The 19,341-nt window shown below is 37.6% G+C and carries 22 protein-coding genes; 8 read left to right on the forward strand and 14 right to left on the reverse strand.

The features are described from left to right. Nucleotides 1-64: 64 nt before the first annotated feature. A complete protein-coding gene (locus tag IQI_RS19815) occupies nucleotides 65-715 on the forward strand; it encodes an MtnX-like HAD-IB family phosphatase (protein ID WP_064094383.1) in 651 nt (216 codons plus the stop codon). A gap of 291 nt (nucleotides 716-1,006) precedes the next feature. On the opposite strand, the gene IQI_RS19820 is transcribed toward IQI_RS19815, so the two are convergent. Both IQI_RS19820 and IQI_RS19825 read right to left on the reverse strand, forming a co-directional pair. After that, nucleotides 1,007-3,748 (reverse strand): GTPase domain-containing protein, encoded by a 2,742-nt coding sequence (locus IQI_RS19820; RefSeq protein WP_064094384.1) that lies wholly within the window; start codon nucleotides 3,746-3,748, stop codon nucleotides 1,007-1,009. Between the two features lie 245 nt (nucleotides 3,749-3,993). Then, nucleotides 3,994-5,184, reverse strand: coding sequence for an MFS transporter (locus tag IQI_RS19825; RefSeq protein ID WP_064094385.1), 1,191 nt, complete (start codon nucleotides 5,182-5,184; stop codon nucleotides 3,994-3,996). Nucleotides 5,185-5,572: 388 nt separating this feature from the next. Here IQI_RS19825 and pxpB point away from each other — a divergent pair, with 388 nt between their 5' ends. The 3 genes from pxpB to IQI_RS19840 are packed head-to-tail and all read left to right on the forward strand — an operon-like array spanning nucleotide 5,573 to nucleotide 8,510. Then, a complete protein-coding gene (gene pxpB, locus IQI_RS19830; RefSeq protein ID WP_064094386.1) occupies nucleotides 5,573-6,277 on the forward strand; it encodes a 5-oxoprolinase subunit PxpB in 705 nt (234 codons plus the stop codon). Next, nucleotides 6,277-7,281: a 5-oxoprolinase subunit C family protein gene (locus IQI_RS19835; RefSeq protein WP_064094387.1), complete on the forward strand. Its 1,005-nt coding sequence runs from the start codon at nucleotides 6,277-6,279 to the stop codon at nucleotides 7,279-7,281. The genes pxpB and IQI_RS19835 overlap by 1 nt, the downstream gene beginning before the upstream one ends. Nucleotides 7,282-7,322: 41 nt before the next feature. After that, nucleotides 7,323-8,510 (forward strand): NRAMP family divalent metal transporter, encoded by a 1,188-nt coding sequence (locus IQI_RS19840; RefSeq protein WP_064094388.1) that lies wholly within the window; start codon nucleotides 7,323-7,325, stop codon nucleotides 8,508-8,510. Nucleotides 8,511-8,946: 436 nt separating this feature from the next. On the opposite strand, the gene IQI_RS19845 is transcribed toward IQI_RS19840, so the two are convergent. Genes IQI_RS19845 through rlmD form a run of 3 tightly spaced genes read right to left on the reverse strand, consistent with a single transcriptional unit; the run spans nucleotide 8,947 to nucleotide 10,813 of the window. Continuing rightward, nucleotides 8,947-9,138, reverse strand: a complete 192-nt coding sequence (locus IQI_RS19845) for a YwbE family protein (protein ID WP_064094389.1) — start codon at nucleotides 9,136-9,138, stop codon at nucleotides 8,947-8,949. 46 nt (nucleotides 9,139-9,184) lie between these two features. Next, nucleotides 9,185-9,415, reverse strand: a complete 231-nt coding sequence (locus IQI_RS19850) for an excisionase family DNA-binding protein (protein WP_064094390.1) — start codon at nucleotides 9,413-9,415, stop codon at nucleotides 9,185-9,187. A 24-nt stretch (nucleotides 9,416-9,439) separates the two neighbouring features. Next, the gene (rlmD, locus tag IQI_RS19855) at nucleotides 9,440-10,813 is read right to left on the reverse strand and encodes a 23S rRNA (uracil(1939)-C(5))-methyltransferase RlmD (RefSeq protein ID WP_064094391.1); all 1,374 of its coding nucleotides are present in this window, start codon (nucleotides 10,811-10,813) and stop codon (nucleotides 9,440-9,442) included. Nucleotides 10,814-10,986: 173 nt separating this feature from the next. Here rlmD and IQI_RS19860 point away from each other — a divergent pair, with 173 nt between their 5' ends. After that, entirely contained in the window at nucleotides 10,987-11,430 is a 444-nt protein-coding gene (locus IQI_RS19860) for a hypothetical protein (protein WP_064094392.1), read from the forward strand. Nucleotides 11,431-11,443: 13 nt separating this feature from the next. Beyond that, entirely contained in the window at nucleotides 11,444-11,659 is a 216-nt protein-coding gene (locus IQI_RS19865; RefSeq protein ID WP_064094393.1) for a CPBP family intramembrane glutamic endopeptidase, read from the forward strand. A gap of 60 nt (nucleotides 11,660-11,719) precedes the next feature. On the opposite strand, the gene IQI_RS19870 is transcribed toward IQI_RS19865, so the two are convergent. Both IQI_RS19870 and IQI_RS19875 read right to left on the reverse strand, forming a co-directional pair. Beyond that, nucleotides 11,720-12,076, reverse strand: a complete 357-nt coding sequence (locus IQI_RS19870; RefSeq protein WP_064094394.1) for a hypothetical protein — start codon at nucleotides 12,074-12,076, stop codon at nucleotides 11,720-11,722. Beyond that, entirely contained in the window at nucleotides 12,076-12,381 is a 306-nt protein-coding gene (locus IQI_RS19875; RefSeq protein ID WP_064094477.1) for an antibiotic biosynthesis monooxygenase family protein, read from the reverse strand. Before IQI_RS19875 ends, IQI_RS19870 begins: the two co-directional genes overlap by 1 nt. Before the next feature lie 196 nt (nucleotides 12,382-12,577). On the opposite strand from IQI_RS19875, the gene IQI_RS19880 reads away from it, so the two are divergent. Further along, on the forward strand, nucleotides 12,578-12,928 hold the full coding sequence (locus IQI_RS19880) for a hypothetical protein (protein WP_064094395.1): 351 nt from the start codon (nucleotides 12,578-12,580) through the stop codon (nucleotides 12,926-12,928). A 540-nt stretch (nucleotides 12,929-13,468) separates the two neighbouring features. Here IQI_RS19880 and IQI_RS19885 read toward each other — a convergent pair. After that, nucleotides 13,469-14,383 carry a diacylglycerol kinase gene (locus IQI_RS19885; RefSeq protein WP_064094396.1) on the reverse strand — a complete coding sequence of 305 codons (915 nt, stop codon included), beginning with the start codon at nucleotides 14,381-14,383 and terminating at the stop codon, nucleotides 13,469-13,471. Between the two features lie 301 nt (nucleotides 14,384-14,684). Here IQI_RS19885 and IQI_RS19890 point away from each other — a divergent pair, with 301 nt between their 5' ends. Beyond that, nucleotides 14,685-15,140 carry a DUF2269 family protein gene (locus tag IQI_RS19890; RefSeq protein ID WP_064094397.1) on the forward strand — a complete coding sequence of 152 codons (456 nt, stop codon included), beginning with the start codon at nucleotides 14,685-14,687 and terminating at the stop codon, nucleotides 15,138-15,140. A 74-nt stretch (nucleotides 15,141-15,214) separates the two neighbouring features. Here IQI_RS19890 and IQI_RS19895 read toward each other — a convergent pair whose 3' ends face one another. The 6 genes from IQI_RS19895 to IQI_RS19920 form a co-directional block, all read right to left on the reverse strand. Then, on the reverse strand, nucleotides 15,215-16,012 hold the full coding sequence (locus IQI_RS19895; protein ID WP_064094398.1) for an arylamine N-acetyltransferase: 798 nt from the start codon (nucleotides 16,010-16,012) through the stop codon (nucleotides 15,215-15,217). A gap of 13 nt (nucleotides 16,013-16,025) precedes the next feature. Beyond that, nucleotides 16,026-16,805, reverse strand: a complete 780-nt coding sequence (locus tag IQI_RS19900; RefSeq protein WP_064094399.1) for a class I SAM-dependent methyltransferase — start codon at nucleotides 16,803-16,805, stop codon at nucleotides 16,026-16,028. 316 nt (nucleotides 16,806-17,121) lie between these two features. Beyond that, a complete protein-coding gene (locus IQI_RS19905; protein ID WP_064094400.1) occupies nucleotides 17,122-17,505 on the reverse strand; it encodes a helix-turn-helix domain-containing protein in 384 nt (127 codons plus the stop codon). Between the two features lie 190 nt (nucleotides 17,506-17,695). Beyond that, nucleotides 17,696-18,262, reverse strand: coding sequence for a thioredoxin family protein (locus IQI_RS19910; protein WP_064094401.1), 567 nt, complete (start codon nucleotides 18,260-18,262; stop codon nucleotides 17,696-17,698). A gap of 417 nt (nucleotides 18,263-18,679) precedes the next feature. Beyond that, complete coding sequence (locus IQI_RS19915) at nucleotides 18,680-18,883, reverse strand: hypothetical protein (protein WP_064094402.1); 204 nt, start codon at nucleotides 18,881-18,883, stop codon at nucleotides 18,680-18,682. Continuing rightward, nucleotides 18,849-19,277, reverse strand: a complete 429-nt coding sequence (locus tag IQI_RS19920; RefSeq protein ID WP_064094403.1) for a DUF4257 domain-containing protein — start codon at nucleotides 19,275-19,277, stop codon at nucleotides 18,849-18,851. The genes IQI_RS19915 and IQI_RS19920 overlap by 35 nt, the downstream gene beginning before the upstream one ends. Nucleotides 19,278-19,341 lie beyond the last annotated feature (64 nt).

Raw genomic sequence — 19,341 nt, forward strand, 5'->3', positions numbered from 1 at the left:
TATTTCCTTCATTATGATGATATCCGCTTATATTGTAAAAACAAAGAAAAATGGAGGGTTTCTGATGGATAAAACATGGGCATTTGTTTCTGATTTTGACGGCACCATATCTAAACAAGATTTCTATAGATTGGTGATGGATCAATACTTTCCAGAAGGGGAAATCCTTTTTAAAAAGTGGAAAAATGAAGAGATTCTTGATATCGATTTCTTAACTACTGTGTTTACATCCATTAATCAGAATGAAGAGCAAATCATTCATGACATTTTAAATATCCCTATTGACGAATTCGTCCCGTCCTTTATTCAAGATGTTCAGCATGAAGGTGCAGATTTCTATATTTTGAGTGCCGGTACCGACTATTATATTTATCATATTTTAAAGAATCACGGTATCAAAAACGTTGAGGTATTCTCAAACGAAGGGTATTTTAAAGATAAAAATATACACATGAATATTGATGAAAATCATGTTCATTTCTCAAAACGGTATGGCATTGATAAATCAAAAGTGATTCAGAATCTAAAAGAAAAGTACGATGTGATTTACTTTGCCGGAGACAGTGAACCAGACTCACATCCAGCACAATACGCAGATGTAACGTATGCTAAAGCTGATTTACAAAGGATATTGAAAGAAAAAGAAATCCCGTTTGTAGCCGTTGATTCTTTTAAAGAAATAGCGACAGATTTAAAAAACAGAGGCGTGCTGTAAAATAACAAAAAGACTAATTTGAAGGGTTAGACTCCTTACAAATTAGTCTTTTTTTCACGATTTTCATTAAACATAGTGGCTATTATCAAGGAGAGTAATGGTTGATTTACACTCCAGGATGCTCGCTTTCCGCAGGGCGGGCGGTGAGCATCCTCATGCTTCGCCTTCCGGGGTCTCACTGTCTAGCTCCAGGGCTTAGGCGCTCGAGGTCGTTCCCCTCAATATCTGTTACATACTAGTTGACAGAGCCATTAGCAGAACTCATGTGATAAAACAGAAATCCCTACGATATTAATAGTATTGTGACGTTTTATAGCTGGATTTAACCATATACTCATATTGAAGGAGTTTCACCTCGAATAGAGTGATAGGATCAAAGTATCGTTCTGGATTTGCTTTTAATAATTTTAACGTTTCTTCGCTTGATGCGATTTCTTCTTTTGTATCCTGAATGGTAATGTCCAATTGCTTAAATGGTTCAATGAAGAAGGAATGTACATCCTGTTCTAGTGATTTTTCAAACAAATCAAATTGAAGGAAAAATTTATCCACAATAGAAGCTGTAATATCACTATAATCTTCATTTTCTAAATATCGTTTGTATTGGTTATATAGTAATGACTTGTTTTGAGGTAATACACCTAATAGTTTTCCAGCACTCTTTAATAAAAACTGAGCCGGGTTAAAGCGTAACAAAATATTTTCTTTTTCAATTTGTGCTCTAGTCCCCATTCGGCTTACATCACGACGCCAGTCATCAAGAACTTGGAAATCACATTGTAATACCACTCGATCCTTACCAAATAATTCGTTAAAGGTCTCACTCATTTCATTTAAATAATTCTGACTATCCTGAAGTTCCTGTCTAGAAAAGGCAAGCCATTCTTCTAGAGAAACAACATAGCGAAGCATTAGATCTTCCTGTATATACTTTTGAATGCGAGTATTCATGACCTCATTCAATTCAATGTGAATTTGTTTAAAATCACTTTCTTCCGTAATCAACTCAGAGCAACCGCTGAGTATCTTCGGAATTTGTGCAGAGATTTCTTTTTTTATGGCCTCTTTCTTTTGATGGAACGTATCTTTAATCACTGAGACCTTTTCACTTTGCATATCACCTAGATAATGGTGGAATCCATTTAGTCGGACCAGTATATCTTTATTCTTTTCTATGGAATCCTTAAGGTCATTTTCCCGGTCTTTTCGTTTTAAAAATAAGTCCTTGAGCGTTTTTCTTACAAGGTAAAATAGTTTTGCTCCTCGTTCAGCTTTTAAGGTGCTGTGATTAGATACATACTGATCCCTTAAAAATACTTGAACATCTTTTTGTTGAAGATGAACGGCTTCCATTGAAGAGTATGGTAATACTTCCGCATCAGGAAACCACTCTCTTGCTTTATTTTTCATGGATGTTATCAACTGTTCCGAATGCTCGGCATTCACTACTTTATCCATCTTATTCAATAAGAAATGAACGGTAACTGGCTGATCTAACTCTGTTAACTTTCTCAACGTTTGGCGGTCTTCTGCATTAAATGGTGCATCTGCATTCAAGACATACAGCAATCCATCGGCAACTGGGTAAAAAGAGGTTAAATCCTCAAGCTTCCTGCTGCCATTTTGTACGTCTATCAACGTACTGCCCGTTTTCTTAAGAAAGTCAGAAGGCAGTTTATATTCAACAAAGGCTTCCCGCTGCATCAATTCCTCGAAGTCTGCAATACTTTCCACCTTATTGCATCCATGGTCATGTATTTCCTGTACTTCCACCTGCTGATCATGGTAGCGATAAATAACCGTTGATCCTTCCGCTTCTCCTACACTTTCTCCAATGACTGATTCAACAAAGGAGGACTTTCCGCTTGCTTCACTTCCAGCAACAATCAAATGGCGTTCACTTAAGTCAAGTAACTGTTCAGCAATCCAGTTTGTTTTGTAACTAACTGGTGCCTCATTACGCTCGGACCAATCGATAATCTTGTTAAGGAAAAGAATGATATCTTCAAACCGTGTTTGATTATATTCTTCTTTTAAAATGAATGACTCTGCTTCTTCAACAACCATAGGTTCTATGGAATAAGAAAAAACATCATTCCAAGCCAAGACAGCTGCTGCCGGGAATAAAGAGCTGTGAGCCTTACTGATTTTCAGCCAATTCGTCAACATATTTGGCATAAATCCTTCCAGTTCTTTAACAAGGAAGTTCCCTTCTAGAAATTGAACATATGATTGTTGAAATTGAGATAAAATATCTTCCCATGATTCATTTGTGTTCACTTCTACATATTCAAAAATCGTATTAACAGTAGACATCCACTCGATATGAGTTTGAGAAGTCCCTTGATATCCTGTCCATAAAGATAACACTAAATCCTTAAACTGATTCCGGTCATTTTCATAAACAGTAATCAATACATCATAAAAATAAGTCGGGGTGAATGAGGTTGTATACCCTTGATCTGAATATTCACGAAGGGTCGCAAACCATATGGCTCTTTGAGTCCGGATCGATTCTTTCACAGCTAATTCAACTGCATGATTCCAGTCTTCCTGTTCCTCATAAAAAGCACGTGCCAATTCTGATACATTAGGATAATCCGAATCGATATTTAATGCTTTTTCGATGATGCGATAAGCTGATTTCACCTTGTTCCGCTCGATATAAAGAGAAAACAACTGAAGTGAAACTTCCATGGTCAGCATCGTACTTTCCGTTCCAATACTCGTATAAACGTCTTCTGCTGCCGTCAACATGCCTAATTCATAATAGGAATCCGCAATGTTCTTTTTTGCCCAAGGCTCCAGCTCATTTTGAATGCTCTCCCATTTAAAAATCGCTGCCTCGTAGTCCTTACTGTGAAAATAAACTTCACCTTGAGCATAACGAATCAATGTTAAATCATATGGCTCATTCTGTTGTTCAACAACAAAAGCTTCTCCAAGGATTTCAATGGGGTGAAGATTAAGTTCATTTTCTATTAAAAAAGTTTGATAATACGACTTTTCCATTAATAATTTTTCTTCTGTCATAATGTCCTCCGTTATATGTGAAATTTCCTAACTAGAAACCCACAGACTTGTCTATTGATATCATTCTAACAGAATATTTCCTTGATAAAATTTCAATTCCTTTTCAAATAAGGATTGATACTTTCTACCGTGATCCAAAAGTAATGTTTTCCTTACAGCAAAAAGGACTATCTATAACAAAAGGCTTCCCGAAGCTTTGAAATAGATAGTCCTTATTACATTACCACCTTTAAATGGCTATTAAACTATGATGACGTCTGCTCAACAAATTTTTTCTGTTTACGTCCTTCAAGAAGAGCTACTACAAGAGCAATCAGTAAAAACATACTGGAAATTTGGAATAAAACACCCGTTTCAACAAATTGTGCTAACACTCCAAACACTAAGCCACTTAATCCAATTCCTAAGTCAATAGAAGAAAAGAACATTCCATTTGCTACTCCTCTTCTATTATCAGGTGTTAAAGATAACGTCCATGACTGTAAGGTCGGAATTAGCGAACCGAACCCAACTCCAAATAGAATTCCTGAAACGATGATAAGAGAATCAGAGTGTGCATAAGACAATACCCACATGCCAATAAATGTGAGAACAATACAGAATAGCACTAACCCTTTTGGTCCTCGCTCATCAAACCACTTTCCTGCAATCGGCCTTGAAATTGACGCCATAATGGCATTACACAAATAAAATAAAAAGATATGAGAAATCCCACGTTCTTCACCAAAAATAACGATAAACGTAACAATAGAGCCGTATCCAAACGTGACCATAATTGTGATAAAAGCTGGAAACCAGCTTGATTTCTCAATTAATGATCCAAGGTATGAAAAACGCAGATCCTCTTTCTTCGTTTCTTGTACAATTTGAGGAGTACGATAATTCACAGTACCTAATAGAATGATAGCGATAACTCCTAGAATACTTGATGTAATAATTAGGTTTGTAAAAGTGGTGACTTGAAATAAATAGATTCCGAGGCTAGGGGCAATGATCATCCCTATGGTAATAGACAAGCCGTAATATCCCATCCCTTCTCCAAGTCTGGATTTAGGTACCACATCAACAGCTGCAGTTCCATTAACCGTTGTCGACCATCCCCAGGCTAATCCATGAACAAATCTAAATAGTAAAAAGATAACGACCACACTTGATAAGGGATAAATCACCGTGATCAATAACAAAGAGATGACTCCTATTAATACAAGAGGTTTACGATCCTTATATTCCAGCATATAGCCAATAAACGGACGACTTAGTACTGCTCCAATGGAGAACAGGGTCGTAACTAATCCAATTTCCAATCCTGACGCACCAATTGACTTAATGTACGGTGGCAAGGTTGGGATTAACATTTGGAAGGACATAAATACAAACAAGTTCCCTACCATCAACATGATAAATGAGCTTGTCCATAAAGGTTGTTTAGCTTTCATTCTATGGACCTTCTTTCGATAACGTTTTTTCTATACAAGAGCCATTATTACGGCTCACATTATTTATTTCGGATTACTAAATAATAGCACATTAAGGTTAAAAGATATATGATTTCATCCTCAAGATAATTACTATTTTTTTACAGTTGTATTCCCCTTTATTATTTAAGGAGAAGCAACTTCTTTAATTCGAATACATCCTTCCCTATTGCTGTTTTTCACCCTCCAAATCCTTGAACGGTCTGAAACTTTCATTGAAAAGATTATGATTTATACTATAATGAACAGCATGGCTAAACTTTCTGAAAAGTATAAGTAAACACCTACATACATATTTAAAGATTATTCCTTATCATGATTCTACAATTTCAAAAGAGGAGGACGCCCATTGAATTATACTCTAAGACCATTGGGTGACCATGCAGTTGTCATTCAACTAGGTGAATCTATCGAGCAAAATACTCATGAAAAAGTAAAACAAGTAACGGCTTATTTTGAAAATAGTTCAATCGAATGGCTCGTTGAACTCGTTCCAGCGTTCACGACCGTAACGCTATTTTACGATCCTATCAAAGCGATAGGATCCCCTCAAAGCAAACTTCCTTATGAAATTGTTTGTGAAGATATTAAAGGGTTCCTTGCTGAGGTAAAGGATGGACAAAAAACCGAATCAAGAATCGTTGAAATACCTGTCTGCTATGGCGGAGAGTTTGGTCCTGATCTTCAGAAAGTGGCTGAATACCACCACATTTCCGAAAATGAGGTGATAGAAAAGCATACAAGCGGAAACTATTTGGTCTATATGATTGGGTTTGCTCCCGGCTTTCCATATATAGGTGGAATGTCTCCTGATATCGCCACGCCTCGTAAAGAATCACCAAGACTTAAAATCCCGGCCGGATCAGTAGGAATAGCAGGTGAACAAACAGGAGTCTATCCCATTGAAACTCCTGGTGGATGGCAGCTGATTGGTCGAACACCATTGAAATTGTTCCAACCAGAAAAGGAATCTCCAAGTTTATTAGAGGCTGGGAATCGAATACGTTTTAAAGCAATTACACTAAAAGAATACAAAGAACTGGAGGAGGAATAATGATAAATGTAGTAAAGTCCGGCCTCCTTTCTAGCATTCAGGATTCAGGAAGGTACGGTTTTCAGAGATATGGGGTTATTGTAAGCGGGAGTATGGACCCCCTTGCTCATAAAATTGCAAATTTATTAGTGGGCAATCAAGAAGATGAGGCAACAATTGAAATAACCCTGGTAGGACCCGTCCTTACCTTTCAAAAAACGAGTCTTATTTCCATCTGCGGGGGAGATCTATCTCCTTCAATCAATGGTGAACCTGTGCCATTATGGCGTTCATTGCTTATAAAAGCAGGAAGTGAGCTCAGGTTTGGCCCATCTAAAAATGGGTGCAGATCCTACCTTTCTGTGGCAGGGGGTGTTGAATTAACCCCTGTCATGAAAAGCAAATCCACATACTTACGTGCTGGAATTGGCGGATTCGAAGGTAGACCCTTAAAAGCGAACGATGAATTAAAAATAGGTCCATTAAGTAAAAGCTCTGCAGATATCGTTGATTATCTTACTCCCTTTTTAAAAGAAAGATCGTTTACAGAAATTGATTGGTCTATTTCGTCTGAATTCATCTCTACCCATCAACCGGATCAACCTATACGAGTGATTGAAGGACCGGAGTACAAGCACTTCACAAAAGAGAGTCAACAGCATTTCTTTCAACAGCCCTTTAAGGTCTCCCCTCAATCAGATCGTATGGGTTACCGTTTAAGTGGATCACCTTTAAAATTAGAGAAAGACTTCGACATGATTTCTGAAGCCGTTACCTTTGGAACCATTCAAGTTCCGGCAGATGGGAATCCCATCATTCTATTAGCTGATCGGCAAACGACGGGAGGGTACCCAAGAATCGGTCATGTGGCTTCAATCGACCTTCCGATCATCGCCCAAACGAAACCAGGTGAAAAGCTTTCGTTTACTTCTATTACCCATGAAGAAGCCCAACAGCTCTATTTGGACCGTGAAAAGCAGATTCGTCACCTAAAGCAAGGAATTTCCTTAAAGTTCAATAGATAACCATCTCAACAAATGATGATATACAACAAAGGAGACTGCATATGAAAAAATCAAATATGAGTCTATTATTAGGGGCAGCTTTTTTAATGGCTACCTCTGCTATTGGACCAGGTTTTTTAACACAAACAACCGTCTTTACAGAAACCTTAGCTGCAAGCTTTGGATTTGTCATTCTCGTTTCCATTATCATTGATATTGGTGCACAGTTAAACATTTGGCGAATCATTGCCATTGCAGAAAAGAGAGCCCAGGATATCGCCAATGATGTTCTACCCGGGTTAGGCTATTTCCTTGCCATACTTATTGTCGCTGGAGGCTTAGCTTTCAATATCGGAAATATTGCCGGAGCTGGTTTAGGGACCAACGTTTTATTTGGGATCTCTCCTGAAATGGGTGCCTTGTTCAGTGGAATTGTGGCAGTCGGCATATTTCTTGTGAAAGAAGCAGGCAAGCTTATGGATAAGTTTGCACAGATTCTCGGATTTCTTATGATCATTCTTACAGTGTTCGTTATGTTCACTGCTGATCCTCCTGTTGGAGAAGCCGTAACCAAAACATTTATGCCTGACACAATTGATTTCTTAGCCATTATTACACTTGTCGGTGGAACCGTTGGTGGCTATATCACCTTTGCAGGTGGTCACCGCCTACTTGAAGCAGGAATTACAGGTAAACAAGCCCTCCCTGAAATCACGAAGAGCTCGGTTTCAGCCATTGGGATTGCATCGATTATGCGAATCTTCTTATTCTTAGCTGCACTTGGCGTCGTGGCTCAAGGGTTACAATTAGATCCTTCTAACCCTCCTGCCTCCGTGTTTAAACTGGCAGCAGGTAATATCGGCTATAAAATGTTCGGAATCGTTATGTGGTCTGCAGCCGTCACTTCAGTTGTAGGAGCAGCCTATACCTCCGTATCGTTTATTAGAACATTTAGTCCTATCCTTGAAAAATATCAAAAATGGTTAATCGTTGGATTTATCACCGTTTCAACTCTTGTATTTGTAGTAGTGGGTAAACCTGTTGCCATTTTAATTTTGGTTGGTTCTTTAAATGGATTAATCTTACCTATCGCTCTCGGTGTTATGCTAATCGCTGCTCACAAAACAAAAATTGTGGGGGACTACAAACACCCAATCTGGATGACTATTTTTGGTGCTTTAATCGTCATTGCCATGTCTTACATGGGTGTCTATGCACTAATTAATGGACTTCCTCAATTATTCAAATAAAAGGGCACGTTACACCAAATCCGAATCGAAAAAGCCTCGCTAATAGCGAGGCTTTTTTACATTACGAGGTGTGACAGTCATGTGCATAGTGCTTGCAACCATTCACCTGGTCATAGCACTTGAGCAGCTGGAATGACCGACAAGCTCTAGAATATTTTTTTAAATAGGCATGAAATCACAGTTTTCTACATCACTTCATGATCTCCATTAGCTTATTGATTTTGATTAATATAAAATTGAGCCATCCAAATCTCTTCCTTATGTTTTGAAAATCTATTAAAGATAGTTTCAATTGATGTTCTTCCTTTTTATTTCCACATGAAACACTTTTATCTCCACTACCCTCTTTTCAAAAGCAACAAAGTTTACGAAAAGAGCCGAGTGAATACAGAAAAAATAAAAAGAGAGACCCTACATAGGACCTCTCTTTCCATACTTAAAGTATATTTTTCACACGACCGACTTGTCCATCTTCTAACCTGACCTTAATTCCATGTGGATGATTAGGGGAGTTGGTTAAAATGTCTTTCACAATGCCACGAGTAGTTTGTCCTGATCTCTGATCTTTTTTCAAAACAATATCTACTTCAAGTCCTGGTTTAATATTTGACCTCTGTTGTCCGTTCATGAGAATTCTCCATTCTTAGTGGCTTCTTTGAAACACACTTTATTTGCTAGTCCTCATCCTTCACATCCGGATCTTCAGGAATCGGTTCATTCAAGTATTCAGCCAATTGTCTTTTCATTTTTTCCATTTGCTCTAAATGCTGATTAAACTGCTCACGATAAAGTAAATATTGCTCTCCATCATGAACGGCTCTTATTTTCTTTTGTTGAACCAGTGTCTCAATGTAGGACTCTGGCAAAGATAAATATTCTGCTGTTTCTTTAATTGTGAGATACATTATCGATATCCCTCACTTTATTTATTATACTAGCTCAATTTTTGCAACTGCTTCACAGTGCATCGTTTGCGGGAACATATCAACTGGTTGAACCTCCGTTGTTTTATAGCCCCCATCTTCCAGTATCCTCAGATCTCGAGCTAATGTTGCCGGATTACAAGAAACGTAAACGACCTTCTTTGGCTTCATTTCTAAGATCGTATTGAGCAACGCTTCGTCACAGCCCTTACGTGGAGGATCGACCACTAGAACATCCGCGTGAATACCTTCTTTATACCAATCTGGAATCACCACTTCTGCTGGACCAGCTTTAAACTCAACGTTATCCATTCCATTTAGAATAGCGTTTTTCTTTGCATCTTCAATGGCTTGAGGAACAATTTCAACACCGTAAACCTTCTTCGCTTTTTGTGCTAGGAATAAAGAGATTGTCCCTATTCCACAATAGGCATCAATCACCGTTTCTTCCCCATGTAAGTCTGCATATTCTAGTGCTTTGTCATAGAGGACCTTCGTTTGCTCCGGGTTCACCTGATAGAAGGATCTAGCTGATATGGCAAACTTTACGTCACCAATAAAATCATGGATCACTTCTTCTCCCCATAACACGTGAGTCGAGTCTCCCATAATGATGTTTGTTCTCTTAGAATTCACATTATGGATAATTGATTTCAAACCTTCTATTCGTTGAACAAGCTCTTCAACAATCTTACTTTTATGAGGCAGCTCAGGTGTTCTTGTCACCAACACCACCATCACCTCACCTGTCGTATACGCAGTACGAGTCATAATATGGCGAAGAACCCCTTTGTGTTTTGTCTCATCATAGGGACGGACCTCTAATTTCTCACAAATATCCTTTACATGCTGTATGACTTCATCATTTTTCTCATATTGAATGATGCATTTATCCATATCGATGATTTCATGACTGCGTTTTTGATAAAAGCCGGCAACAAAACGGCCATTTTTCTCGCCTACTGGAACCTGCGCCTTGTTTCGGTATCTCCAAGGGTCATCCATTCCGAGAACCCGGTGGACTTGAAGGTCATGGAGCTTCCCGATCCGCTGCATCACGTCTCGAACGTTCTTCTCCTTCGCCTCCAACTGCCCTTCATAGCTCATGTGCTGAATCTGACAGCCTCCACACTCATGATAAATAGGACATGGAGGCTCTTGACGAAAAGAACTTTCCTTTGTTCGTTCAACGAGCCGGCCAAAGCCATAGCCTTTGCTTGTTTTTACGACCTTAACTTTTCCTACTTCACCTGGAAGAGCATTCGGAACAAACAGAGGGTAGCCGTCTACCTTCGTAACCCCATTTCCATCATGCGTTAAATCTACAAATGCCGCGTCATCTATATAATCATTTTTTTGAACCGGTGCTTTTTTCGTCATATCGATCTTCCTTTACTACTTCCGTTTTAAGACTCTATTGATTGTACCATAAAGAGACATAGGGGATAAAATCAGTGAATGTCGAATTAAAAATAATAATTTTCTTTATTTTCAAAATATAATATTGGATAATTATAGGTGAATTTTCATATTTTTAGAAGGAGGTGAGGAAAATGTTTGAACATTTAGGGTTATCCTTTATATGGCTATTAATTGCATACTCTGTTGTAACATTCGTCGCTATTATCCATATGTATATCTTCCATCATTTTTACGGAGTTCCCAATGCAAAACAAGCAGGAACAAGCTATTTGAAGTCTCCAGCTTACCTAAAGACCTTACCTTATCAAGCTATTTACAATGTAGTTTTATTTCCCATTTTTTTATGGTTGTATGTAAGAGGAATAGAAACGAATAATCTCCAAGAGCTCATGTTCAACACGGTTATTCAATGGACAGTCATTTCTATCATTCTTGATTATGTAGCATGGGTCTTGATTCCACACCCGTTCAGGTTTACACACAAGGAATTTTATATTGACTATCAACCTTGGATTACATTAATCTATCTTTCAATTTTTGTTAGCCATTACATTTTAGGTTTTTTTATTGGTTAGGAGATTGATACATTTGGCTATTATTCTTACCTCAATATTATTTTCTATTATGTATATCTCAACAGGTTCTCCTGCCATTGTTTTCATCGATTTATCTACTATTTTTATCGATAGTTTACTATTTGGGGTTATTTTCTATAAAACAAATAATCTATACGTTTCATGGATAGCTCATGCATTAGGGAATCTGAACGGCTGCCTAATGCATGATTTATTTAGTATAAAATGAAAAAGGATGAGCACATTTATGCTCATCCTTTTTTTGTAACAGAAGTTAGTTTGAAAGCTTCTATTTACGGTCTTCTTCCTCAATGGAAAGGATCGCCGCCTTTAAATAAACCTGAAAGTTCTCTCCTTTTTCCAGGGAGCTTTCGTTTAATGCTTCTATAATACATTTAAAATTATCAATCAGATGGTCTGATTTCATCCCTCTGCTTACAAGGACACTGTTCAACCATAAAGCATAATCTGTAAATACCTTTTTCTCACTAACAGTAGATGCTGATTCCAGGTAATTAAAGTGATGCACATTGTCTTCGTAACATTTCTTTCTTCCCGCTTCCCCAAATTTGGTATCCAATTCCGGGTACTGTATATATAACTTCTCCACGGCGGAGTCGATGACATTCTTGTACTGGTTATCCATTAATATGCGACCACCTTATATTTATCAATAGAAGGAATGATTGAGGCTAATTCCTGATCTGGATATTTCTTTTCAAGTTCATGGATTCGCTTGTAATCTTCACCTTGAACCCACGTCATGAAGTGCTCCTTTGAATCCCATTCCATATGAACCGTAATCTCTCCTGGTTTTTTCTCATTTTGTAATAAGAGAAAACGCTGGAATCCGTCTGCCTTATCCACTAAACCTGAACGTTTATGATAGATTGCAATAACCTCATCGGCTTTTTCGTCAGGTACTACAAACGTTGAATGTACAATATACATACTCTCCACCCTTTTACCAGCCACTTTGAAGCGACTACTTTTCTTCACTTTAACATAGTGAGACCCCAATCGGGAAAGAAAATAATGACACCCTTCCCCTTTCTGAAACTCTTGTAAAAACTTACCTTGTTTTATCTTTTTCATAACGGGAATAAAGGTAGGTGCAATAAGTCTAGAAAAAAGTAGGTTGATAATCATGGAGCCAGACTTCTTAGTAAACCTTATTCTGGTAGGTAATGTTTTTCTTGGGGTGCTTTTCATCCTCAAATCACGTCGCTGGTGGCTACCTTATATTTTGATGACCATCACATTTTTAACGTTAACCATTGGATTCGGGATTTCTTTAGTCCTTAATAAAGAGTCAATCCTTGCTTATTTATTTGTTTTTGTCGTAGGACAGCTGATCTGGGCATTTGTTTTTGTGATTATTGCTCATGTTCTATCCGTCATTGTTAGAAAAATCCCTTTTCGTCATAAGCAACAAATCGGCTGGGGGTTTCTCGTAGTGTTTCCACTCTCATTTTTAGTGTTTTTATTTGTACATTGAGGATTAGTTATCTTAAATAAATTGATTATCGCAAAGGTTGTTGTTTCATCTGCTAATGTCTCTGTCAACGAGTATGTGCTAGTTGTTGAGGGGAACTGCTATTCTCGCAGCTAGCGTTCGGTCGAGCCTTTTCAGGAGTCTACGCCGTTCCCCTCAACATCCAAAAAAATGCGCGATAGAATTTAATAGTGACAATAAACAATTATCACAATGTACAAAAGCTAAAATATACCCCCACTTTCTCTAATTGGGAGTTTTCTAAACATGGATTTATGAAAAGAAAGTTGATTGGAGCGGAAGATGCTCGACTCCTGCAGGTGAAGTGGGACAGTCCGAAAAGCGGAGGGGCTTTGCCCAGGGGCTAGACAGGTGAGACCCCGCAGACGCAGCCGAGGGGGGCTCACCGCCCGCCCCGCGGAAAGCGAGCATCCTGGAGGAGAAATCAAACACTCCAGTCTTTTGGGAAAATGCAACATCGTTTTGAGAGATACAATAATGAAAAAAGGGAATGTCGCTTTGAGGCGACATTCCCTTTTTTCATTATTCAGCTTTATCTTCAGGGCGTATCTTATCAAGTGGAACAAAAACCTGAAGATGACGATATAAGTTTTCAAATTCTGCCGGCAGAACTCCACCAAGTTCTCCATCTACATTTAATTGAACCTTTTCTTTGGCATGAATTTTAATTCTATTGGCTTGTGTATAAATAACGTTAGGGTCATTTACATGCTCTCCACGAACAGCTAAGCTGGCAATTCGTATAAATTCAGCAAGGTTTGTTTTCTTTAAAATAAGGAGAGAAAACAGTCCATCGTTAATGGATGCATCTGGTGCCAATCGCTCGAAACCCCCAACAGAATTGGTTAATCCAATTAGAAATAACATGGCCTCTCCTTCAAAAAGTTTCCCATCATACTCAATGGACACATCTGTCGGTTTAATAGATGGAAGCATCTCGATTCCTTTTAAGTAATAAGCTAGTTGACCCATCATAGTCTTAAGCTTGCTCGGTACTTCATAGGTTAGTTCAGTAATTCTTCCACCACCAGCGATATTAATAAAGTAGCGCTCATTCATACGGCCAATATCCACAGGAATACAATCACCTTTAGTTATTACATCAATGGCTGCTCCAATATCTCTTGGAATATGGAGGGCACGAGCGAAGTCATTGGTCGTACCCATAGGAACGATCCCAAGCTTTGGACGATAATCCTGCTCAGCCAGTCCATTTACTACTTCATTTAACGTACCGTCTCCTCCAGCTGCAACAACGACATCATATTTGCGTTCTACGGCTATTCTAGCTGCTTCTGTGGCATCTCCTTCACAAATCGTAGCATGTACAGAAGTTTCATAACCTGCCTGTTCTAATTTAATCAATACCTCAGCAAGATGCTTTTTAAATAGCTCTCGGCCTGAAGTTGGATTATATATAATTCTAGCTCTTTTCATACCCCATCATCCTAATCTTAAAAATTACAAAAGACTTTTTATACCATCATTTAACATCATATATAAATCAATCCACACTTGCAATCATGTTCATAACAATTGCTTTTCACTTGCCATCTAAGTAACGCTCAATATCATAACTCTTTTCTAAGAAAAAATCTAATAAAATAAGAGGAATTCTTAGAAGGTTTTTCATATTACTTTACTAAATATTAACATTTTTGTGTTAAATGATTTGTTTTTAACATAAAATCTTTTTTTCATCGTAATTATTTAAGATTAAGACAATGGAGGGAACAGGATGAAACTTTTACTATTGCTTCATGTTCTGTCTGCCATCATTGGGATTGGGCCAACTTTTTTCATTCACGTCTTAATACGACCAAATAAAACCATAGAAGAATTACAGGTATCCATGAAACTTATGAAAGGATTGGAGCTGTTTCCGAAAATAGGAGGGAGCATTGCGGTTTTATCAGGATTTGTACTCTTTTGGATAGGGGATTATGGCTCATTTATACAAATTTGGTTAGTAGGATCTCTTCTGCTCTATATCATCATTCAATTCCTAGTGATTGGTCTTATCACACCCCGAACAAAGAGGATCAATGAATGGCTTATCTTACCTGAAAACGAAATATTAACGGGTGCTCCACCGGTTGAAATTCAACACCATTTAGTCATGATACATCGATACTTTTATTTTGCTTCTACATTAGGGATTTTATTGTTTATTTTTATGATTTTAAAACCATAAATAGAGTAGTTCCATTGTAGGGGATTTCCCACAACCCAAAAACGTCTAGAATATCATCAAGATACTCTAGACGTTTAACTAAATAGTTTAACCTGACGGTGCTCGAGAAACTCAATGGACTCTTGCAAGGAATTCGCATCAAAATGATATACTTCTTGAACAATGTCTTTCCATTTATCCATATCTCTCATTTGATATTCCCGTATATTTCGATAGGTCATAACCTTAAGGGTTTGGTTGCGCAGAAAATAACATTGGTTTCCTTGAAATCGAACGGCTGTAATTCTTCTCATTGTAATATTATCATCCGAGTCTAAATACGAGGCTTCAATATCTTTTACTAATTGTTCTTCTGAAAGAGGAATCCATTCAATTACTTTTTTTACAAAGGATTTCCCATTGGAACGTCGATCCACCTCAAATTCATGAATATCCCTTTGGGTAAAAATGATATCCTCACCAAAGCCGTGAAGAATATGTTTGTGCCGGGATTCTAGTTCAACTGGCTTCATAATAGGAGAACCATATCCCACATCAACATACAGCTTTCGATTATCAATGGTAATCATTAATCCGAGGTGTCCCGGGTTAACCCTAACAAATTGACAATCAAAGCCTAGCTCTTGTAATAGCCGCCCAAAATTAATATTCAATGTAAAACACGTTCCACCCCAACCTTTTGCGTGAAGGTTTTCAGCAAATGTGGATAACGAAGGGACATAGGACTTTCCTTCAGAGAAGTAATAAAATTTACTAAAGGTTTCATATGGGATTCGAATAAGATGCTGTTGAATTAACCTCTGGAGATAATTGATTGTAGGAGGTTCCACCTCCATATTCAAATAGTTTACGTATTTCTTTACTGCTTCCATCCTATCACTCTTTCTACTTTTTCATCAGACAGACTGTAAACTGGTGCTTTAGAGTGAACTCATACCGGGAGTCGTACCTTTGGGAAAGATATGTAAATAATGAGTTCATTACTTCTTCCTTCACTCTTGAATCCAACTGAAGAATCCAAGGTAATTCCCCTACCCGTTCACACCAGGATTGTAAGGAGTAATCAACTTCATAATAAAATTTATAAAAATCCTTCACATCAAAGCCGGCTTCCTGCCATTCTAACAGCCATTCTAACGGAAATCCATTCACCTGTTTAACGGTATTCTCTTTAGAATCAGTCATTTTATTATCCAGGTGAGCATTAAGAAATTCAGTTGTATTTTGTACAATTTCGTGGTGAGGAATGAATTTTGAATCACATACAATAAGAGACCCTTTATCCTTTAAAATCCGCTGCATTTCTACTGTGGCTTTAGGGCGGTCAAACAATTGCCAGCTATTATGTACAATGGCAATGTCATAATCATGGTCTGGTAAATTCGTTAATTCGGCAGTACCGACCAGGTAAGGGATTTCTAAATACTGCTTACTCTCCGTCGCTTTGGCAGTGTCTATAAAAACCGAATCAGGTTCAACTCCAATCACGTCAGCTCCACGCTTATGAAGCTTTCTAGTTAAAGCACCTATTCCAGAGCCAATATCCGCTACCTTTCGTTCCTTCCAAACGACCCCACGTGCCTTAATGCTATCGAAAAACTGGTGCGGTATATCCTCACTAGACGTAGACAAACAACAAGAAACATGATCAACATTTACACCCATATATACCCTTCCCCTATCATAAATGAATTTCCCATAAACCCACCTTACAATTCCATGTCAACTCCATAACAAAACCACTTCATAACCATTTCTGTATCCACCACCAAAACTCCTGCTGAGGGACGCACCTCTGCAGAAGTTTTAAAGTTTCGTTGATAAATACAGACTTTCTATTCCCATAGCCTAATGAAGGAGTTTCTAAACCTTTTAGAGGTGTTAGTGGAAGATTTTTTATAAGGTAGTAGGAGTAGATAATATGATTAAAGGTCCGTCCCTATAAAAAAATGACCATGAGTCATGGTCATTTTGTAGGTGCTTAGTTTGATTTTTCTCCAGTTGCAATGCGCTTAACGTTTTGTTCTGCTGCTTTGGTCAGGTCTGGAGTGAATCCATTTTTCATTCGTTCGTTTTCTTTATTGAAGTAATCTTGTACTTCTTGATCGAATTCGATTTCGATTAAGTCACGAATGTCTGTAATGCGTAAGGCAATCATAATGGAAACAAGATGAGCAACCGTAAGGGATTTCTTCTTGAAATTTACCAGCTCATTAATTGTAGCCACTCTTAAACCAGTTAGACGATGTAAATCGCCTTGTGTCAATCCTCTTTCACGCAGTATTTGTCCCAATTTAATGTGAATTTTATGGGGAAATTTATTCAGCGATTCAATAACGATTGAATTTGTCTTTTGGTGAATCATGATGCTTCAACTCCTCATCCTATACCATATTAACGCGAATTCCGTCATTCGTGAACCGGGAAAAAGTACCATCCTAACGGGAACTTAATACCATTTCTTTTTTAGTGATTTCAGTTAAATTATGCCACTTGATTTAAAGGCACAAAAAAAGAAGACATAGGAATAACCCAGTCTTCTAATCAATTTTATCTTACATTAATACGTCCTGCACCAAGCTCGTTTTCAAGCTTTCATATACTTCCTGCCATATATCCTTGTTTTCGATATATTGAGAGGTTAATCGCTGAATCATTTCCTTTTGCTTTTCTGGAAAAAGCTCATGATCTCTAGGTGGAATCTTTGCTCTTTCATCGTCAACGATTTTCTTCACCATTGGTGCTCTTGGGCCCCATACTGTTTTCTCTTCGCCGTTTTCATCTATGAAAATAAAAATGGGTATCGCCCTTGAAGTTCCATTTGTTAAATATTGATCCATTAGTTCAAGATTTTCGTCTCTTAAAATCATTCGTACATCCATATTGGAGTTCTCTGCGATCTTTAATAAAATAGGAATGTTCAACATCGCATCTCCACACCAGTCTTCGGTAATGGCTAAAACACGTAAATTCTTGTTACCTAAAGCATTTAAGACGTCCATATCTTCAGGAGGGACCGTGAATTGTTCCAATATTAATTGTGTGTTTTCTTTATGAACATTCATATATTCTAAGTATTCCTTTGAAGTCATTCCTTTTTCAAACCATTTTTGTAAATTCATTTCCTTCCTCCTCTAGTGATTCCCATGATAGAAACCACATTTGCCAAAAAAAAATTCTCTCTATATCATATTCATGTTTATCTGATTCCACAAGTAATATCCATTTCGCCCTTCGACTTCTCCAAAAAAAGACAATTGTATGATTATGCCTAGAGGAATATAATAAAAGAAAAGCTATAATTGACAGATTCCTTCATATCATAAAAGCTCTGTTGAATAAGGTAGAAATTCCCACTTTCTTCTCTACAATAGCAACAATCTTTAAAAAAGAGCATAAAAAAGGAATAGCATCAGCTATTCCTAAAAATATTTCCAGAGAGGGGACAAGCATAGCCGTTTAGAGTAATATTTTCGATACTTCTTTTGATTTCATAAAAAAAGCTGACTCAAAGGTCAGTTCCATCCTTTTCTAGAGGATCATGCATTAGATGAAGGATTTCTTCTGATTGAATCATCTTCAATATCTTGAGAATTCTCTATTATTTTTGCCACTTTCTTATAGTAGTAGTTCAGCTCGATTATACTATCTGCCTCCTTCAGTTTTTTTATATAATGGTGTGCTTTTTCATATTCGTCTGGTGGCAGTTCAACCTTGATTCTTTTTTTCTTCCACTTCGCCAACAGGTTTCACCTCATTATGATTTGAAGATCCTCCCTTAGAGGTCAGTTCGAGCTGATAATGAGATAGCTCTTGGATATAAGATGCTTTTGTGCTTGCTAGGTTTTGTTCAATTTTTCTTGTAATAACGGAACTTCCCCCAATTCCTGATAATAAACTAATATAGATCACATACCAGATGGGGACGGTTTCAACAACTGGCAATACTGATAGATACCCTGCTAGAATGCCTATGATAATATCCTTTGTTGAGCCAAAAAGATAATGTTTTTCACCTTGATCATCAATAAATTTTCTCGGGAAAGTAAAGTGACCGTTTTTAAAAACTAGAATATGTCCTAATCCTCCAATACCTCCCATCAACATCGGCAACAGAATCACTTCAATTAAGGACATTCTATCCACCCTCTGGAATCATTTACTATTATTATATATTATTAACAGAAAATTCAGAATAGAT

This window comes from Rossellomorea aquimaris TF-12 (genome assembly GCF_001648555.1).
Classification (GTDB): domain Bacteria; phylum Bacillota; class Bacilli; order Bacillales; family Bacillaceae_B; genus Rossellomorea; species Rossellomorea aquimaris.

What these genes read in the sequence shown, in the direction of transcription:
- IQI_RS19815 (WP_064094383.1), top strand. Translation starts at nt 65, where the DNA reads ATGGATAAAACATGGGCATTTGTTTCTGATTTTGACGGCACCATATCT.
- IQI_RS19820 (WP_064094384.1), bottom strand. Translation starts at nt 3,748, where the DNA reads ATGACAGAAGAAAAATTATTAATGGAAAAGTCGTATTATCAAACTTTT.
- IQI_RS19825 (WP_064094385.1), bottom strand. Translation starts at nt 5,184, where the DNA reads ATGAAAGCTAAACAACCTTTATGGACAAGCTCATTTATCATGTTGATG.
- IQI_RS19835 (WP_064094387.1), top strand. Translation starts at nt 6,277, where the DNA reads ATGATAAATGTAGTAAAGTCCGGCCTCCTTTCTAGCATTCAGGATTCA.
- IQI_RS19840 (WP_064094388.1), top strand. Translation starts at nt 7,323, where the DNA reads ATGAAAAAATCAAATATGAGTCTATTATTAGGGGCAGCTTTTTTAATG.
- IQI_RS19845 (WP_064094389.1), bottom strand. Translation starts at nt 9,138, where the DNA reads ATGAACGGACAACAGAGGTCAAATATTAAACCAGGACTTGAAGTAGAT.
- IQI_RS19850 (WP_064094390.1), bottom strand. Translation starts at nt 9,415, where the DNA reads ATGTATCTCACAATTAAAGAAACAGCAGAATATTTATCTTTGCCAGAG.
- rlmD (WP_064094391.1), bottom strand. Translation starts at nt 10,813, where the DNA reads ATGACGAAAAAAGCACCGGTTCAAAAAAATGATTATATAGATGACGCG.
- IQI_RS19860 (WP_064094392.1), top strand. Translation starts at nt 10,987, where the DNA reads ATGTTTGAACATTTAGGGTTATCCTTTATATGGCTATTAATTGCATAC.
- IQI_RS19870 (WP_064094394.1), bottom strand. Translation starts at nt 12,076, where the DNA reads ATGGATAACCAGTACAAGAATGTCATCGACTCCGCCGTGGAGAAGTTA.
- IQI_RS19875 (WP_064094477.1), bottom strand. Translation starts at nt 12,381, where the DNA reads ATGTATATTGTACATTCAACGTTTGTAGTACCTGACGAAAAAGCCGAT.
- IQI_RS19880 (WP_064094395.1), top strand. Translation starts at nt 12,578, where the DNA reads ATGGAGCCAGACTTCTTAGTAAACCTTATTCTGGTAGGTAATGTTTTT.
- IQI_RS19885 (WP_064094396.1), bottom strand. Translation starts at nt 14,383, where the DNA reads ATGAAAAGAGCTAGAATTATATATAATCCAACTTCAGGCCGAGAGCTA.
- IQI_RS19890 (WP_064094397.1), top strand. Translation starts at nt 14,685, where the DNA reads ATGAAACTTTTACTATTGCTTCATGTTCTGTCTGCCATCATTGGGATT.
- IQI_RS19895 (WP_064094398.1), bottom strand. Translation starts at nt 16,012, where the DNA reads ATGGAAGCAGTAAAGAAATACGTAAACTATTTGAATATGGAGGTGGAA.
- IQI_RS19900 (WP_064094399.1), bottom strand. Translation starts at nt 16,805, where the DNA reads ATGGGTGTAAATGTTGATCATGTTTCTTGTTGTTTGTCTACGTCTAGT.
- IQI_RS19905 (WP_064094400.1), bottom strand. Translation starts at nt 17,505, where the DNA reads ATGATTCACCAAAAGACAAATTCAATCGTTATTGAATCGCTGAATAAA.
- IQI_RS19910 (WP_064094401.1), bottom strand. Translation starts at nt 18,262, where the DNA reads ATGAATTTACAAAAATGGTTTGAAAAAGGAATGACTTCAAAGGAATAC.
- IQI_RS19920 (WP_064094403.1), bottom strand. Translation starts at nt 19,277, where the DNA reads ATGTCCTTAATTGAAGTGATTCTGTTGCCGATGTTGATGGGAGGTATT.